This is a genomic window from Pontixanthobacter aquaemixtae (genome assembly GCF_009827395.1).
GTDB classification, from domain to species: Bacteria; Pseudomonadota; Alphaproteobacteria; order Sphingomonadales; family Sphingomonadaceae; genus Pontixanthobacter; species Pontixanthobacter aquaemixtae.
Map to the genome: position 1 here is coordinate 258,733 of NZ_WTYX01000001.1, position 15,831 is coordinate 274,563.

At 58.6% G+C, this 15,831-nt stretch carries 13 protein-coding genes and 1 pseudogene; 10 read left to right on the top strand and 4 right to left on the bottom strand.

The genetic code is table 11. The annotated features are described in order from the left end of the window. Positions 1–170: 170 nt before the first annotated feature. Positions 171–1,286, bottom strand: a pseudogene (locus tag GRI41_RS14495) (FMN-binding glutamate synthase family protein); the annotation flags it as partial. A gap of 414 nt (positions 1,287–1,700) precedes the next feature. On the opposite strand from GRI41_RS14495, the gene aqpZ reads away from it, so the two are divergent. From aqpZ to GRI41_RS01255, 3 genes are all read left to right on the top strand, one after another. Next, entirely contained in the window at positions 1,701–2,414 is a 714-nt protein-coding gene (gene aqpZ, locus GRI41_RS01245; protein ID WP_160602834.1) for an aquaporin Z, read from the top strand. Positions 2,415–2,493: 79 nt separating this feature from the next. Further along, positions 2,494–3,147 (top strand): aquaporin, encoded by a 654-nt coding sequence (locus GRI41_RS01250; RefSeq protein ID WP_202388628.1) that lies wholly within the window; start codon positions 2,494–2,496, stop codon positions 3,145–3,147. Further along, positions 3,147–4,592, top strand: a complete 1,446-nt coding sequence (locus GRI41_RS01255) for a flavin-containing monooxygenase (protein ID WP_160602836.1) — start codon at positions 3,147–3,149, stop codon at positions 4,590–4,592. The genes GRI41_RS01250 and GRI41_RS01255 overlap by 1 nt, the downstream gene beginning before the upstream one ends. Here GRI41_RS01255 and GRI41_RS01260 read toward each other — a convergent pair. Then, a complete protein-coding gene (locus GRI41_RS01260; protein WP_160602837.1) occupies positions 4,572–5,882 on the bottom strand; it encodes a UDP-glucose dehydrogenase family protein in 1,311 nt (436 codons plus the stop codon). The genes GRI41_RS01255 and GRI41_RS01260 overlap by 21 nt on opposite strands. Before the next feature lie 6 nt (positions 5,883–5,888). Further along, a complete protein-coding gene (locus GRI41_RS01265) occupies positions 5,889–6,701 on the bottom strand; it encodes a metallophosphoesterase family protein (protein ID WP_160602838.1) in 813 nt (270 codons plus the stop codon). A 272-nt stretch (positions 6,702–6,973) separates the two neighbouring features. Here GRI41_RS01265 and GRI41_RS01270 point away from each other — a divergent pair, with 272 nt between their 5' ends. Beyond that, a complete protein-coding gene (locus GRI41_RS01270; protein WP_160602839.1) occupies positions 6,974–7,723 on the top strand; it encodes a TorF family putative porin in 750 nt (249 codons plus the stop codon). 157 nt (positions 7,724–7,880) lie between these two features. Further along, entirely contained in the window at positions 7,881–8,318 is a 438-nt protein-coding gene (locus tag GRI41_RS01275; RefSeq protein ID WP_160602840.1) for a VOC family protein, read from the top strand. Positions 8,319–8,330: 12 nt separating this feature from the next. On the opposite strand, the gene nhaA is transcribed toward GRI41_RS01275, so the two are convergent. Beyond that, complete coding sequence (gene nhaA, locus GRI41_RS01280; RefSeq protein ID WP_160602841.1) at positions 8,331–9,542, bottom strand: Na+/H+ antiporter NhaA; 1,212 nt, start codon at positions 9,540–9,542, stop codon at positions 8,331–8,333. Positions 9,543–9,645: 103 nt separating this feature from the next. Here nhaA and GRI41_RS01285 point away from each other — a divergent pair, with 103 nt between their 5' ends. The 5 genes from GRI41_RS01285 (at position 9,646) to GRI41_RS01305 (ending at position 15,803) form a co-directional block, all read left to right on the top strand. Beyond that, positions 9,646–11,043 carry a glycosyl transferase family protein gene (locus GRI41_RS01285; protein ID WP_160602842.1) on the top strand — a complete coding sequence of 466 codons (1,398 nt, stop codon included), beginning with the start codon at positions 9,646–9,648 and terminating at the stop codon, positions 11,041–11,043. Beyond that, positions 11,040–12,164, top strand: coding sequence for a hypothetical protein (locus GRI41_RS01290; RefSeq protein WP_160602843.1), 1,125 nt, complete (start codon positions 11,040–11,042; stop codon positions 12,162–12,164). The genes GRI41_RS01285 and GRI41_RS01290 overlap by 4 nt, the downstream gene beginning before the upstream one ends. 46 nt (positions 12,165–12,210) lie before the next feature. Next, on the top strand, positions 12,211–13,125 hold the full coding sequence (locus GRI41_RS01295) for a sulfite exporter TauE/SafE family protein (RefSeq protein ID WP_160602844.1): 915 nt from the start codon (positions 12,211–12,213) through the stop codon (positions 13,123–13,125). Further along, positions 13,122–13,877 (top strand): TIGR02186 family protein, encoded by a 756-nt coding sequence (locus GRI41_RS01300; RefSeq protein ID WP_160602845.1) that lies wholly within the window; start codon positions 13,122–13,124, stop codon positions 13,875–13,877. The genes GRI41_RS01295 and GRI41_RS01300 overlap by 4 nt, the downstream gene beginning before the upstream one ends. A 105-nt stretch (positions 13,878–13,982) precedes the next feature. After that, positions 13,983–15,803, top strand: a complete 1,821-nt coding sequence (locus GRI41_RS01305) for an ATP-binding protein (RefSeq protein ID WP_235901021.1) — start codon at positions 13,983–13,985, stop codon at positions 15,801–15,803. The last annotated feature ends 28 nt before the right edge of the window (positions 15,804–15,831 follow it).

The following is a 15,831-nucleotide window of genomic DNA, read 5'->3' on the forward strand; positions in this document are numbered from 1 at the left end:
GCGGGTGTGTTGACCGCCACCGGCGGATACAGTTCGTCGACCGGACGGGAGCGTCCGTCTGCACAGACAATCCGCACGTGATGGCGGCGGAGCTGGCGCGGTTCGCCAACGCCGCAGCTATGCGCGATGATGCCCACTTCCTTGCGCATGCCCTCGACGAAACGCGCGACCCGTTGGGCCTTGTCAGCCGGATCCAACCCGCGCTGCAGGCGCTTGTCATGCGTGGTAATGCCGGTGGGGCAGGTGTTCTTGTTGCACTTCATCGCCTGAATGCATCCCAAGGCAAACATGAACCCGCGGGCAGAAGATATGAAATCCGCACCGGTGCACAGCGCCCATGCAACGTCGCCGGGAGTAATAAGCTTGCCCGAGGCGATGATCCGGATGCGGTCCTTGAGGCCGTGCCTGTCGCGCAGATCGACCAGCATGGGCAGCGCCTCGCGCAGCGTCAGCCCGACATTGTCGATCAACGGCATCGGGGCGGCGCCGGTCCCGCCGTCCCCGCCATCAACCGTGATGAAATCGGGCGCCGATGCGCTTCCCCGCTTCTCGATCAGGTCAAACAGCTCGTCGAGCCAGGCATGTGTCCCGATCACGGCTTTGAAACCGACCGGTTTGCCGGTCACGCCGCGAATATGCGCGATCATGTCGAGCAGATCTTCGCAATTGGTAATCTCCGGGTGGCGATTGGGGGAAATCGAATCCTCGCCCTCGGGAATGCCGCGAATTTGCGCAATTTCGCTGGTCACTTTCGCGCCGGGCAAAATGCCGCCTTTCCCCGGTTTCGCCCCTTGCGAGAGCTTCAGTTCGATCATTCTGACCTGTTCATGCGCCGCCACTTCGCGCAGCTTTTCATCGGACAAGCCGCCATCGGCATTGCGCACGCCATATTTGGCCGTGCCGAACTGGAAGACGATATCGCAGCCCCCTTCAAGATGATGCGGCGCCAAACCGCCTTCGCCGGTATTCAGCCAGCATCCGGAAATCTGTGCTCCCTTCGACAGCGCGCGTACAGCAGGGGCCGAAATGGCCCCGAAACTCATCGCCGAAACGTTGAACAGCGAGGGGGCGTCATAGGGTTTCGCGCAATGCGGGCCGATCTGCAGCGGCGGGGCAGCGACCGTGTCGCTGTCCAGTGTTGGCCACGGATCGTTGACGAAAATGGGTGTACCCACGGAATCGAGATTGCGGGTCGAGCCAAACGCCACGGTGTTCCCTTTGCCCTTGGCGGCGCGATAGACCCATTCGCGCTGCGCCCGGTTGAAAGGCATTTCCTCGCGGTCCATCGCAAAGAAATATTGGCGGAAGAATTCGCCCAGCTCGCTGAAAATGGAACGCAGCCGCCCGATGACGGGGTAATTGCGGCGCACGGCATCCTGCGTTTGAGCCCGGTCGATGACGTAGAGCACCGCCAATATCACCAACAGAACGCCGACAGCGAAAATGAAGATGTTGGCAAGCAGATTTACCAGATCAAGCAAGGCAGGCTCCCGATATAAACTACGCGAAGTCTAGGTGCAGTTGCGGGCGCGAACAAGCCGTGCCCGCCGCCGTAGGTGGCGCAATTTTACATGTTACCGACTTTTACATCGGAAAGCCTGGCAATCGCGTAGAGCAAGGGCAGCCAAATTGGCCGCCCACGGAATTTTCGGCCGAAACGCGACGCGATCAACGCATCCATTCAAGCGGAGGAAAGACATATGATACGCAAATTGAGCGCCGAGGCTTTCGGCACATTCTGGTTGGTCTTTGGCGGCTGCGGGGCGGCTGTCCTGGCTGCTGGTATTCCTGATCTTGGGATCGCCTATGCGGGCGTTGCGCTGGCATTCGGTCTGACAGTTCTAACCATGGCATATGCTGTCGGCGGGATTTCGGGCGGGCACTTCAACCCGGCGGTATCGGTCGGTCTGGCTATGGCTGGTCGGTTCGCTTGGAAAGATCTGCCCGGCTACGCTGTGGCGCAGGTTTTTGGCGCATTTGCGGCCGGTTTCGCACTTTATGCAATTGCATCGGGCGTGGATGGTTGGTCACCAGGCGGCTTCGCGTCGAATGGATTTGGCGACCTTTCGCCGCATGGCTACTCGATGCAAGCGGCGCTGCTGATCGAAATCATCCTGACCGCCGGTTTCCTGATCGTGATTCTCGGCTCTACTTCAAAAGCGGTGCCGGGCGGTTTCGCCCCGATTTCTATTGGCTTGGCGCTGACGCTTATCCATCTGGTTTCGATCCCGGTGACCAACACTTCGGTCAATCCGGCGCGCTCGACCGGCGTGGCGTTTTTTGCCGAAACTGGTGCCACGGGCCAGCTGTGGCTGTTCTGGGTTGCGCCAATCGTTGGCGCGATAATCGGTGCATGCATTTGGCGCTACATTCTGTCGCCGGGCGAAACGCTGGAAGATATTGGCGGCGAGTAACCGCCAAATCAAATTTGGGCTTTGTTCCAAGACGAACCCCCACTATCCCGAGCCAATCTGGATGACAGTGGGGGACTTGATGAGACGTAGACTTCTGGCGGAAGCGATTGGCAGCTTCTTTCTATTCGCTTGCGTTATCGGGTCGGGGATTATGGCCGAAACACTCGCCGGCGGGAATGTGGCGATTGCGCTGCTCGGCAATACGCTGGCGACCGGTGCAATACTGGCGGTCCTTATCGCAATGCTGGGTCCGATATCGGGGGCGCATTTCAATCCGGCGGTGACGCTGGCCTTCCGGCTGCGCGGTGAGATCGCGACAAAAGAAGCTCTGCTTTTCGTAGCGGTCCAGTTGGCCGCAGGTATCATCGGTGTATGGGCGGCGCATGCAATGTTCGACCAACCGCTGATGCAATATTCGATCAAGCCGCGGACCGGCGCGGGGCAATGGCTGGGTGAAGCGATTGCAACATTCGGCCTGGTGCTGACGATACTGGGCACGATCAAGGTCAACAAGGCGTGGGTCCCCGCCAGCGTCGGGCTGTATATCAGCGCTGCCTATTGGTTCACTTCCTCCACCAGTTTCGCGAACCCGGCAATTACCGTTGCGCGCAGCCTCAGCAACACTTTTGCCGGCATCGCACCGGTGGATGTGGGCGGGTTCGTATTGGCGCAGTTTGTAGGTGCGGTGATTGCAGTGTGGGTGGCGAAATGGCTGTATGAGGGAACACGCTGATGCGCGTTGCGATCATCGGATCGGGCGCGTCGGGGCTCGCCGCGGCATACTATCTGCGGCAAGCGGGGATCGATGATTTCACCCTGTTTGAAAAGCATGACGATCTGGGCGGTACCTGGCGCGACAACCGTTATCCCGGCGTCGCTTGCGATGTGCCTTCGCATCTTTATCGGTTCACCTTCGCGCCCAATTCGGAATGGACGCGGCGTTGTTCCCCCGGCGCGGAAATCCAAGACTATATGCGCGATATCGCGCGGAAAATCGGCGCTGCAGACAAGATTGCCTACGGCCATGAAGTGACCGAAGCATCCTATTGCGATGGCGGCTGGGATGTGACCACCAGCAAAGGACCGCAAGGGCGCTTCGATGCGGTCATTTCCGCCAGCGGCGCGCTGCATCATCCCAAAATGCCAGAAATTGAGGGGATCGACAGCTTTGCCGGCCGTTCCTGCCATTCTGCGGCGTGGGACGAGGGTACCGATGTCTCGGGAAAGCGCGTCGGCATCATTGGCAGCGGTTCAACCGGCACGCAAATCACTTCCGCTCTGGCCGGGATTGCCGGTTCGCTCACACTGTTCCAGCGCACGCCGCAATGGATCATGCCGCTGCCCAATCATCCGATCAGCGAGGAAAAGCGGCAGGAATTCCGCGACGATCCGGCCAGCATGGACAGCTATTACCATTATCTCGCGGGCCGGTTTAACGACGTGTTTGGCGATGCCGTTTCGGGCCACAATCCGGAAGCCTATGCTCAGATGGTCGATGCATGCGAAGAGAATTTGCAGACGAGCATCACCGATCCGCAATTGCGGGCCAAGCTGACCCCCGATTACAAGGTGGGATGCAAGCGGCTGGTGCTATCGGACAGTTTCTACGAGGCGATCCAGCGGCCCGATGCGGCTTTGGAAACCGGCGCGATCAAGCGGATAGAGCCGGAGGGCGTTCGCATGGCCGACGGCACGCTGCAAGAATTGGACTATCTGATCTTTGCAACCGGTTTCCATGCCCACAGCCTGTGTCATCCCATGCGCATAGTCGGGCGTGGCGGACGGGTGCTGTCCGAAGAATGGGCCGAAGGCAACTATGCCTATCGCTCTGTCGCGGTCCCGGGATTTCCCAACTGGTTCATGATCGGCGGCCCCAACAGTCCGATCGGCAATTTCTCATACCTGATGACCGCAGAACATCAGGCGCAATTTGTTGTCTCGCTAATCGCGAAAGCGCGCGAGGGCTTGGCCGTAGAACCCCGAGCAGATGTGACCGATGCTTACAACAAAGAGCTACGCGAAGCGATGCACGGCACGATTTGGGTATCGGGCTGCGACAGCTGGTACTTCGACCCGCAAGGCCGCGTTGCATCCTATCCTTGGCAGTTCAGCCGGTTTCAGATGGACATGAAACGGCCCGATTTTGCAGATTTCAAATTAAGCCCGGCCAATGCTTGAATATTCAAACCCTGCCGCGCGGACATCGCCCGGCTGATAGATATTGCGCAGATCGACCAGCACCGGAGCATTTGCCAGCTCTTTCACACGGTTCAGGTCTAGCGCGCGGAATGCATCCCATTCGGTTACGATGGCAATCGCGTCGGCGCCTTCAATGGCGGCATAGGGATTTTCCATCATCGAAACCTCGGGCATCAGCGGGGCGGCGATTTCCATACCCTCGGGATCGTAGGCGGCCACTTTCACACCCGCATCGTGCAGCGTTTGCGCGATGGCGATGGCGGGGCTGTCGCGCATATCGTCGGTATTGGGTTTGAACGTCAGGCCCAGCAGCGCGACTTTCTTGCCGCGCGCCTTCTTCGACCCGCCAAGCGCATCAACCACCTTGCGGCCCATCGCGCGCTTGCGGGTATCGTTGGTTTTGACCACTGCTTCGACAATGCGGACCGGGCTTTCATAATCTTCTGCCGTCTTGAGCAATGCGAGCGTATCTTTGGGGAAGCACGAGCCGCCATAGCCGGGCCCGGCATGCAGAAATTTTGCGCCAATCCGGTTGTCGCTGCCGATACCGCGGCTCACATCCTGCACATCGGCGCCGACTTTTTCGCACAGATCGGCCATTTCGTTGATGAAAGTGATCTTGGTCGCAAGGAACGCATTGGCGGCATATTTGATCAGCTCTGCGCTGCGGCGGCTGGTGAACAGGATTGGCGATTCGTTGAGGAAAAGCGGGCGATATACTTCACGCATGATTTCCCGCCCGAAATCGCTTTCGGTGCCGATGACGATGCGGTCAGGGCGTTTAAAGTCCCCGATTGCAGCGCCTTCGCGCAAGAATTCGGGGTTGGAGACGACCGCAAACTGATGCGCGGTACCGCTGTCGCCCAAAATGCGTTCGACTTCGTCGCCCGTTCCGACCGGCACGGTCGATTTGGTGACCACCACCGCATCATTGGCAAGGTTCTCGCCCACTTCCTTGGCCACTGCATAGACAAATGACAGGTCGGCGTGGCCGTCACCGCGACGGCTTGGTGTGCCAACAGCGATAAAGATTGCCTGCGCGTCCTTGATTCCTTCGGCCAGATCGGTGGTAAAAGTCAGCCGGCCTGCCTGCACATTTGCGCCGACCAATTCCGCCAAACCGGGCTCATAAATCGGCATCACGCCTTCGTGAAGGCGGTCGATCTTCGATTGGTCCTTGTCGATACAAACAACATCGTGCCCGAAATCGGCGAAACATGCGCCAGACACGAGGCCGACATAGCCCGATCCAACCATTGCGATTTTCATCGTGTCTTATCCTTCATCATTCGGGGCTGTCTTCACGATCTTGATCTTGCCCTTTTTGGTAACAGCGGTTTGAATATACCGGCGCGTGTCATCCTCCAACACCAGAGCGGTCAGAGTGCCGGATTTGTATGCGCCAGTGTCGACCCCGATGCGGTTTTTTCGCTCGTCAATCTTGCGCGTGATCGTGTGGCCATGGACCACAATATGCGTGTGCCGGTCCTTGTGCTGCAGGAACGGATCGCGGATCCAGCGCAGCTCGCGCGGTTTCTGTTCATCCAGCGCGCGCTTGGGGTTGATCCCTGCGTGGACAAACAAATAGTCGCCCATGATGATCATGTCCTCAAACCCTTTGAGGAACTTCTTGTCTTCCTCGGGGACCATCTCGGCCATCATCGCCTGCAGCTCTTTGGCTGTCGCGTTGTTGAACTCCTTCGATTTCACTCCGTAGCTCAAAATTGTCTCGCGGCCGCCATGTTTGAGAAAATGCCGCATGATGTCCAAATCGGTGAACGCATCGAGGAACATCTCTTCGTGATTGCCAAATAGATACCGGACATTGCGGTATTCTTCCCAAAGCCGGGCAAGCTTTATGACGCCAGCGCTGTCGGGGCCGCGATCAACCAGATCGCCCAGCAAAATGATAACCGTGTCGGCTTCGCCCGATTCCTTGTCGTCTTCTTCGATGGCATGGATCAGCGCATCGAACAGGTCGCGCCGGCCATGAATGTCGCCGATCACATAGGCGCGTTGCCCCTTTGGGAAGCGGGCGCGCTTCTTTTCGGACTTGCCTTTAAATATCTTCAGGAACGGTTTTAGCATGAAATCGGGAATAGGGTCGGTTCTTTGCGGCGGACATAGGAGCATCAGAGAAAGGCCGCAATCGCTGTGATACGGCGCGGCTAAACGCCACCTGATGCATAAAATCAACAGAAGGCCGATGTTTAACCGGCATTAGTATATTTGTCTTGTGCGATGCAGCATCGCATGGCAAGATTATTTCATATTCACACGCGATCGCACATTAAAACGAGGCGTCCGGTGGATTTGCAGGTGGGACGTAGCACTTTTCACCAACCAAGGAATTTTTTGGTATGCTTACGTCCATTCGCGGTTTGACCGCCGTTTCTATCGCAGCTTGTGCTGCACTTTCGTCTGTTCCTGCTGTTGCGCAGGACGATGAATCCGGTTCTTCAGTAGAAGTTTCTGCAAACGTTGCCTTGACCAGCGAATACCGCTTTCGCGGTGTTGACCTGTCTGGCGGCGAACTCGCTGTGCAGGGCGGGGTCGATGTTGCCCACGAATCGGGTTTCTACATCGGAACCTGGGCTTCTTCGCTTGACGAAACGACCGTTGGTTTCGGCAGCACCGAACTCGACATCTATGGCGGCTGGGGCGGCGATGTCGCCGAGGGCGTCGCGATTGATGTTGGCGTAATCCAGTACATCTACCCAGACGCTGGCCCGGGCGATTTCGACTATACCGAATTTTACGGTTCGGTCGGTTTCACTTTCGGCCCGGCAGAGGCGACTCTTGGCGCGGCTTATGCGCCCAAGCAGGATTCGCTGCTCGGGTTTGATAACACCTATGTCTATGCCGATCTTGGAATTGGCGTTCCTGACACCCCGATCTCGGTGACCGGTCATGTCGGCTACACGGACGGCTTCCTGACATTCACCAATGACGGCAAAGCGTTTGACTGGTCGATTGGCGCAGAGGCGTCCATTCCTGACACGCCTCTGACTCTGGGCGTCGCTTACACCGGTGCTGAGGGAGACATTCCGGTGGGTGCGTATGACTTTGTCGACGACGCATTCGTCTTCACGCTTAGCGCGAGCTTCTAAGGCCCTCAGGCCTTAAGGCATCTGCCAAGCACGATAGGGCCCGCGCTGTCGAGGGGGAAAGCGCGGGCCCTTTTTTGCGTGCGCTGCGCGGCAAGAAACCGCTAGAGGGCTGCCAAAGACAATTGAGTCAGTGCCAGAAAAGGAAGTATCGCCAGCCATGACAAAATATCTTCACAGCATGATCCGCGTCAGCGATCCCGATGCAACGGTTGCGTTCTTCAAATTGATCGGATTGGAAGAAGTCCGCCGGTTCGATGTGGAAGCGGGCCGGTTCACGCTGATCTTCCTTGCCGCTCCGGGGCAGGAAGGCGTTGCCGAGGTTGAGCTGACTTACAACTGGCCCCCGGAAGATGGCAGCGAAGCGGAAGATTATGATGGTGGCCGCAATTTCGGGCACCTCGCCTATCGCGTCGACAATATTTACGAGACATGCCAGCGGCTGCTGGATGCGGGTGTCACGATCAACCGCCCGCCGCGTGACGGGCATATGGCTTTCGTGAGATCACCCGATGGTATTTCCATCGAATTGCTTCAGGACGGCAACCTGCCCGCTCAAGAACCTTGGGCGAGTATGGAAAACACTGGCAGCTGGTAGACCGGCTGGCGGCTAGCCCAGATAGGGTGACTTCTGGTCGTCCGGGTGATCGGTGGTCAGACGCAGGATCGTATAGCCGACAATCGCCGACAATATCGATCCGAGAAGGATGCCGATCTTGGCTTCTTCAATCAGCAATGCCTGCCCTTCGAAGGCGAGGCCGCTGATGAATAGCGACATCGTGAAGCCGATCCCGCACAGAATCGAAATGCCCCAGATTTCGGGCCAGCTGGCGCCGTCAGGGCGCTTTGCAAAGCCGATCTTGTCAGCGGCATAGATGGCCGCGAAAATGCCCACTTGCTTGCCCAGGAACAGGCCTGCGGCAATTGCCACCGGAAGCGGTGCCAATATGCCTTCCATGCCCATCGCCTCCAGCGAAACACCGGCATTGGCGAAACCGAATACAGGAACAATCAGATAGGCGCTCCACGGGGCGAGGCTGTGTTCCATTTTTTCGACCATCGTTTCATCATCTCGGCCGCGCATCGGGATGGTCAGCGCGGCGACAACACCGGCGATCGTCGCATGGACACCGGAGTTCAGCACGAAGTACCAAAGAACCAGCGCAAGCAGGATAAAGGGCCAGTAACTCGACACCTTCATCCGGTTGAGCGCATACATGACCCCGACTGTCACCAGAGACAGCACCAGCCACATCAGCTCGATATTGGCTGTGTAGAACACCGCGATAACCAGAACCGCACCGATATCGTCGACGATGGCGACGGTTAGCAGAAACAGCCGCAAGGATGCCGGGGCGCGGCTACCCAACAGCCCAAGCACGCCCATGGCAAAGGCGATATCGGTTGCTGCCGGAATCGCCCAGCCGCGAACGAGCGAAGCGTCGCCATCGATAAAGGCAAGATAGACAAGCGCCGGAATGGCCATGCCCGCAATTGCTGCGAGGATCGGCAAGCGTCTTTCCTCTGCACTGGAAAGCTGCCCTTCGATCCATTCGCGTTTCACTTCCAGTCCGACGACGAAGAAGAAAATCGCCATCAGTCCGTCATTGATCCACAAATGCAGATCTTTGAGCTTGGCAATCGGGGTCCAGCTCAATGTGCCGTAAAACAAATCCCGATATTCGCCGGCGAAGGGGCTGTTGGCGGCAATGATCGCCGCGGCGGCAACCAGGATCAGCAATATACCCGCAGACGCATCGCTGACGAACAGCGCGCGGACAGGGGCAAAGACTAGACGAAGTGGTGATTTGTTTTCGGACATGATTACCCGCCCCATATTGGCAAATCATTGCCCGTTGCAAGCGCTGCCTGCCTTCGATACGCTGTTTTGTGATGAGGACCTCGCTTTGGGGGGTCAAAATTCCATGACATACTTTACCGCAGGGGAATGGCTCGTGCTGATCCAGCAGGAGCTGTTGTTGTTCGCTGGCGTGTTTTTCCTGATCGGAATGATCGACGAAATGGCGATTGATCTGACGTGGGTCTGGTTGAAACTTACCGGCCGCAAGAAAACCCGATCCATCGGCCAGAATGTTGCGGGAACGACACCGCTACGCGGGAAGGCCGCCATATTCATTCCCGCCTGGCAAGAGGCGGCGGTGGTCGGCACCACGATCGCGCATATGCTGTCCGTTTGGAAGCAGGCACAGTTCAGCATTTATGTGGGGTGTTACCGCAATGATCCCGAGACGATGGATGCGATCACCCGGTCTGCCGGCGGTGATGCGCGGTTGCGACTGGTGCTACATGATCGGGCCGGGCCCAGCACCAAAGCCGACTGCCTCAACCGGCTATTCGCCGCACTCGAAGAGGATGAAACCCGGCAAGGCTTCCGCGCGCGGATGATCGTGCTTCATGATGCGGAAGACATGGTCGATACCGCCGAGCTTGCCCTGCTTGACGAGGCGATGGACCAAGCCGAGCTGATCCAGTTGCCCGTCCTACCGGTCCCGATCGCCAAATCCCGGTGGATCTCGGGCCATTATTGCGAGGAATTTGCCGAGGCCCACGGCAAAACGATGATCGTTCGCGATGCGGTTCGTGCGGCTATGCCGCTGGCCGGTGTGGGCTGCGCGGTGGAACGTGAAACGCTGGCCCGTCTTGCCCAAAGCAAGCGCCACAAGCGCCCGTTCTCCGCCGAATGCCTGACCGAAGATTACGAGTTGGGAATCGGAGTGGCGGAACTCGGCGCAAGGGTTAAGTTCATCCGGATGCGCGATGCAGATGGCAGATTGGTGGCAACGCGCGCCTGCTTTCCAGCAGAACTTGCCCAAGCTGTCCGGCAAAAAACCCGATGGGTGCACGGAATTGCCTTTCAAAGTTGGGACCGGCTTGGCTGGTCAGCGCGTCCGACCGAATTGTGGATGCGCCTGAGGGACCGCCGGGGCCCGCTGACCGCTCTGGTTTTGGCCGCAGCCTATCTGTTGCTGGTTCTTTCGACCATTGGCTGGGTGTTGGGCGAACTTGGCTATGGCGTCTCGTTCGAACTCACGACCGGCCTGAAAATCATCCTGATCCTGAATGTCGTAAGCTTGGTGTGGCGCGCGGCGTGGCGTTTCGCATTTACATGGCGCGAATATGGCTGGCGCGAGGGGATACGGGCGGTCCTCAGAATGCCGGTCGCCAATATTATCGCGATCATGGCCGGACGCAGAGCTTTGGGGGCATATGTGCGCAGCCTGTTCGGGCAATTGCCGAGTTGGGATAAAACCGAGCACGTCGCCCATCCGGTCTTGATCCGCGCGCAAAGCGGTGCGGCGTGAGCAGGATTGCGGGCGCGAGCGCCAAACGTCGCCGCGGACAGCCGATAGTGGTTCTGGCTGCACTGTTATTGCTTTGGGCAATCGGGCGCGCCGCTTTGTGGGAGTCGCCCTTTGCCGGTTCTTCGCCGATATTCGAACTTCCGGGCTACGTTGCGCCTGCACCGGCTGCACTGCCCCGAAGCGTTGAAGCAGCAACGCCGGATTGGCCAGCAGGCTCAAGAAGTCGCGAATATCCGACGTTCCACTCTGCGCAATCGGCTGATGTTTATGCGCTTGCGGATCTGTACCGCGCGGGAGTGAACATTAGTTTGCGTGAGCGCGAAAAGGATACTGCACTGCAGGCCATGCCGAAATCTTTGCGCTATCCCGCCACGATACCCAATGAACGGTCGAGGCCGTCTCGACCGGGAAGCGAATTTGTGCAGCATCCCCCTGTCCTGACCGGTGCCGATCAACGCCAAACGGCAAAGCGTTGGTCGCTCGATAGCTGGCTATTTATCAGGCAAGGCGGGCAGCGCGATGTGACGATTGGCCCAGCGCCAGCAACCTATGGCGCCAGTCAAGCAGGCGCGGTGCTACGCTATCGGCTGGCGCCGCATAGCGGGAACAGGCCGGCCGTGTATCTTCGCGTCAACAGCCCCTTGGCACAGACCGCTGAAGCCGAAATCGCTTCGGGACTTGCGGCGCGGCCAATCGCGAGCCTCCCGCTTGCAGCGCATGGCGAAGTACGCGTGAGCCGGCCAAATGGGAAGGTGAGGGCGCGACCTGCCGCATTTGTCGTCACCGAGCTTCCCCGTGTCAGATTGCCGCTCCAGAGCCGGCTCGAAGCCTATGCGCAGGCAGGATATGTCGGCGGTGATTTCGCGACAGGGTTTGTCGATGGACATTTGCGGCTCGATCGCGAAGCTGTGGCATTCGATCTCGGGTCACTTCGCCTTGGCGGCGGTGTCTGGGGCGGGGCGCAGAAAGGCGCCGCGCGGCTCGATGCGGGGCCGACCGCAAGCCTCGATATCAAGATCGGTGAAACGCCCGCGCGCATATCGATGGACTATCGCCACCGTCTTACTGGTGACGCAGAGCCACAGTCCGGGGTCGCAATTACAATTTCGTCGGGTTTCTAGGCTCCACCATCTTTAATCGGCGGCCCGCGTGGTTTAGGGCGATGGCATGGACCTCTACCTTCCCATCGCAAACCTTTCGGTCAACGGGTTGTTTATCGTCGGGTTGGGTTTGCTGACGGGTGTTTTGTCCGGCCTGTTCGGTGTGGGCGGAGGTTTCCTCACCACACCGCTGCTGATCTTTTACGGGGTTCCGCCAACGGTTGCTGCGGCGTCGGCATCGACGCAGGTGACGGGGGCCAGTGTTTCGGGCGTGCTCGCGCAAAGCAAGCGCAAGGGCGTTGATTACAAATTGGGCGGCGTGACGGTAGTCGGCGGGATATTTGGTGCAGCGATCGGGGCGATCCTGTTCCGCTTCCTTCAGGCGGTCGGGCAAATCGATGTGGTGATTAACATCCTCTACGTGCTCATGCTCGGCGCGATCGGGTCGCTCATGGCCAAAGAAGCTTTCCAATCGATCAGGCCATCGGAAAAAGCGGTCGAGAAGAAAGTGGCCAAGCGGCGGCATCACCCGCTTGTCACGGCACTGCCGCTGCGATGGCGCTTCTACGGGTCCGGTCTGTATATTTCGCCCTTCGCGCCATTGATACTCGGGGTTGTGGTCGGGATTTTGACCATGCTGATGGGGGTCGGCGGCGGTTTTATCATGGTTCCCGCGATGCTCTACATCCTCGGAATGAGCGCCGGTGTTGTCGTCGGGACATCTTTGTTCAACATCCTGTTTGTGACCATGGCAACAACGATGATGCATGCGCTAACGACGCAGGCGGTTGATATCGTGCTTGCGGCCTTCCTCTTGATCGGTTCGGTAACCGGCGCGCAAATGGGCACCCAGATCGCGCAAAGGGTGAAGGCCGAGTGGCTGCGGCTTGCGCTGGCGGCGATCGTGCTGATTGTTGCCGCCGTCATGCTGTTCGGGCTGGGAGTCCAGCCGAACGAGATTTACACGGTGACGGTGCAATGAAGCGTCTGCTGTTTCTTGCCCTGTGTTTCTTTGGCCTGACTGCACAGGCAGATCCGATTCTCGTGCCCGAAGTCTCGCAACATGAAGTGCAGGTCCGACAAGGCTTCACCGGTACAGAGCTGCTCTTGTTCGGGGCGATCCTTGATCCGACGGGTGCCCGGGCGGGCCAAGACTATGACATCGTCGTCGTGCTCAAAGGCCCGACCCAGCCAATCGTTCTGCGCGAGAAGGACCGCATCGCGGGCATCTGGATGAATGCCGACAGCAGCGCTTTTCAATCGGCGCCATCCTTCTTCGCCGTCGCTTCTTCTGCGCGGGTGCTCGACATTGTCGATGAACGGACCGCGGCGATTTACGAGCTTGGTCTGGATTTCATCCAGCTCTCGCCAAGCGGGACCATCGATCCTGACGAGCAAGCGCGTTTGACGGCCGGCTTGGTCGATTTGCGCAGCAGGCAAGGCCTCTACAAGGAAGTTGTCGAGGGTGTGCAGATCAGCGAACAGGTTCTGTATCAGGCGAGGATATCGCTGCCTTCCAACGTGCAAACGGGCGTCTATACCGCCGAAACATTCGCGATTGCGAAAGGGCGGGTGATCGATTCCGCGATTGCTGAAGTCGAAGTGAAAAAGGTGGGTTTCGAACGCTTTATCGAGATATTTTCGCAGCGTTATGCCTTTTGGTACGGCTTGCTCGCGGTTTCTCTTTCGATCTTTATGGGCTGGGTCGCGGGCCGGCTTTTTGCCCTGATCTAGCGAAATTATACGGCGATCTGCGCCGCAAAGTTGACGCGAAATTAACCCTTTGTCGCGTAACGCAATTCCGACCAAAATCAGGAATTGGGCGCGATCATGGGTGATATGAGCAATCGGAACTTTCAACAGGGGCAAGCTGCGGGGCACGCAGAAGGGCATGCTCAGGGCCATGCTGCGCAAGCTGCGCCCGGCCAAGCAGCGCCCGGCCAAGCAGCGCCCGTGAGGCAGGCTCCGGCCCAACCCGCACCTGCACCCGCTGCCGCACCGGCTGCTGCCGCGGCGCCCGCCGCTCAGGCCAAAGCTCCGCAAGCAGCCCCTTCCAACAATTCGACCCAGCCAATTGGGGTAGTCCTCGAGATTGCCGGTTCGGGATCGCAAATCGCGCTCGATCTGGAGCGGCTCAACCAATGTATGGCCGACCAGGATCCCTCGATTGCGCTTGCCGGTCAGGTTGGTAGCCAAATCAAGATTCGCGTCGGCAGCAGCTGGCTTCTCGCCAATGTCCGCAACCAGAAACAGGACCGCCGTACCGGCGGCGGGATCATCGCCAATATCGACTTTCTTGGCGAAGGCAGTGAAGAGAAGCTGACGGGCAAGATTCATGGCTTCCGCCGCGGTGTTACCCGCTACCCCGTGCCAGGCGCCTTGATCTATCCGGCGACCACTGCCGATCTCAAACAGATTTACGCCAGCGATGGCCGCGCCAACATCCAGATCGGCACGGTCTACCCCACCAAGGATATCCGCGCAGGCATGTATATCGATGCGATGCTGGGCAAGCACTTCGCGCTGCTCGGTTCGACCGGTACCGGTAAATCGACTAGCGCGGCGCTGATTCTCCACCGGATTTGCGAGGCCGCCCCGGATGGCCATATCGTGATGATCGACCCGCACGGCGAATACTCGGCGGCGTTCAAGACCAATGGCGAAATCCTCGACGTATCCAATCTGAACTTGCCCTACTGGCTGCTCAATTTCGAGGAGCATTGCGAAGTTCTGCTGACATCGGATGGCAATGAACGGCAAGTTGATGCAGACATTCTCGCGCGCTGCCTGCTCAGGGCCCGCTCGAAGAACCGCCTTGCGGAATCGCTTGGCAAGATCACCGTGGATTCGCCCATTCCCTATCTTTTGTCGGACCTTTCCAACGAGATCCAGAACGAGATGGGCAAGCTCGACAAGGCAACATCTTCGGCTCCGTTCATGCGGATCAAGAACAAGCTTGAAGAGCTGAAAAGCGATCCGCGCTACCAATTCATGTTCTCCGGCATGCTGGTGGGCGACACGATGGCAGAGTTCATTTCCAAAGTGTTCCGCATGCCCGGCGATGGCCGGCCGATCTCGATTATCGACGTTTCGGGCGTTCCATCGGATATCACATCCACCGTTGTTGCGGTGCTGAGCCGCCTGGTGTTCGACTTTGCAATCTGGGGCCGCGACGAGAAGACGCGCCCGATCCTTCTCGTCTGCGAGGAGGCTCACCGCTATGTTCCGAACGAGGCGAATGCTGATGGTTCGTCGGTCGGTAATATCCTTGGCCGGATTGCCAAAGAGGGCCGGAAATACGGAATCTCGTTGGGCCTGATTACCCAGCGCCCGTCAGACCTTGCCGAAGGCGTGTTGTCGCAATGCGGCACGATCATTTCGATGCGCCTCAACAACGATCGCGACCAGGCCTTTGTGAAAGCCGCCATGCCCGAAGGCGCGCGCGGCTTCCTCGATTCAATCCCCGCGCTCCGCAACCGCGAATGCATCATCTGCGGCGAGGGTGTGGCCATTCCGATCCGCGTCAGCTTCGACAATCTCGAAGAGATCAAGCGCCCTGCTTCGGAAGATCCGAGCTTCGTCGATCTGTGGAACGGTACCGGCGGCGAGGAAGAAGCGGTTCATCGCACTGTGCAGAGATGGCGTTCCCAAGGGGTTTGATTTGCTGAGTCCCTCAGTCGCCGGGCGG

Excerpts from the sequence above, each read along its gene's own strand:
- aqpZ (WP_160602834.1), top strand. The coding sequence starts at position 1,701 with ATGATACGCAAATTGAGCGCCGAGGCTTTCGGCACATTCTGGTTGGTC.
- GRI41_RS01250 (WP_202388628.1), top strand. The coding sequence starts at position 2,494 with ATGAGACGTAGACTTCTGGCGGAAGCGATTGGCAGCTTCTTTCTATTC.
- GRI41_RS01255 (WP_160602836.1), top strand. The coding sequence starts at position 3,147 with ATGCGCGTTGCGATCATCGGATCGGGCGCGTCGGGGCTCGCCGCGGCA.
- GRI41_RS01260 (WP_160602837.1), bottom strand. The coding sequence starts at position 5,882 with ATGAAAATCGCAATGGTTGGATCGGGCTATGTCGGCCTCGTGTCTGGC.
- GRI41_RS01265 (WP_160602838.1), bottom strand. The coding sequence starts at position 6,701 with ATGCTAAAACCGTTCCTGAAGATATTTAAAGGCAAGTCCGAAAAGAAG.
- GRI41_RS01270 (WP_160602839.1), top strand. The coding sequence starts at position 6,974 with ATGCTTACGTCCATTCGCGGTTTGACCGCCGTTTCTATCGCAGCTTGT.
- GRI41_RS01275 (WP_160602840.1), top strand. The coding sequence starts at position 7,881 with ATGACAAAATATCTTCACAGCATGATCCGCGTCAGCGATCCCGATGCA.
- nhaA (WP_160602841.1), bottom strand. The coding sequence starts at position 9,542 with ATGTCCGAAAACAAATCACCACTTCGTCTAGTCTTTGCCCCTGTCCGC.
- GRI41_RS01285 (WP_160602842.1), top strand. The coding sequence starts at position 9,646 with ATGACATACTTTACCGCAGGGGAATGGCTCGTGCTGATCCAGCAGGAG.
- GRI41_RS01295 (WP_160602844.1), top strand. The coding sequence starts at position 12,211 with ATGGACCTCTACCTTCCCATCGCAAACCTTTCGGTCAACGGGTTGTTT.
- GRI41_RS01300 (WP_160602845.1), top strand. The coding sequence starts at position 13,122 with ATGAAGCGTCTGCTGTTTCTTGCCCTGTGTTTCTTTGGCCTGACTGCA.
- GRI41_RS01305 (WP_235901021.1), top strand. The coding sequence starts at position 13,983 with ATGAGCAATCGGAACTTTCAACAGGGGCAAGCTGCGGGGCACGCAGAA.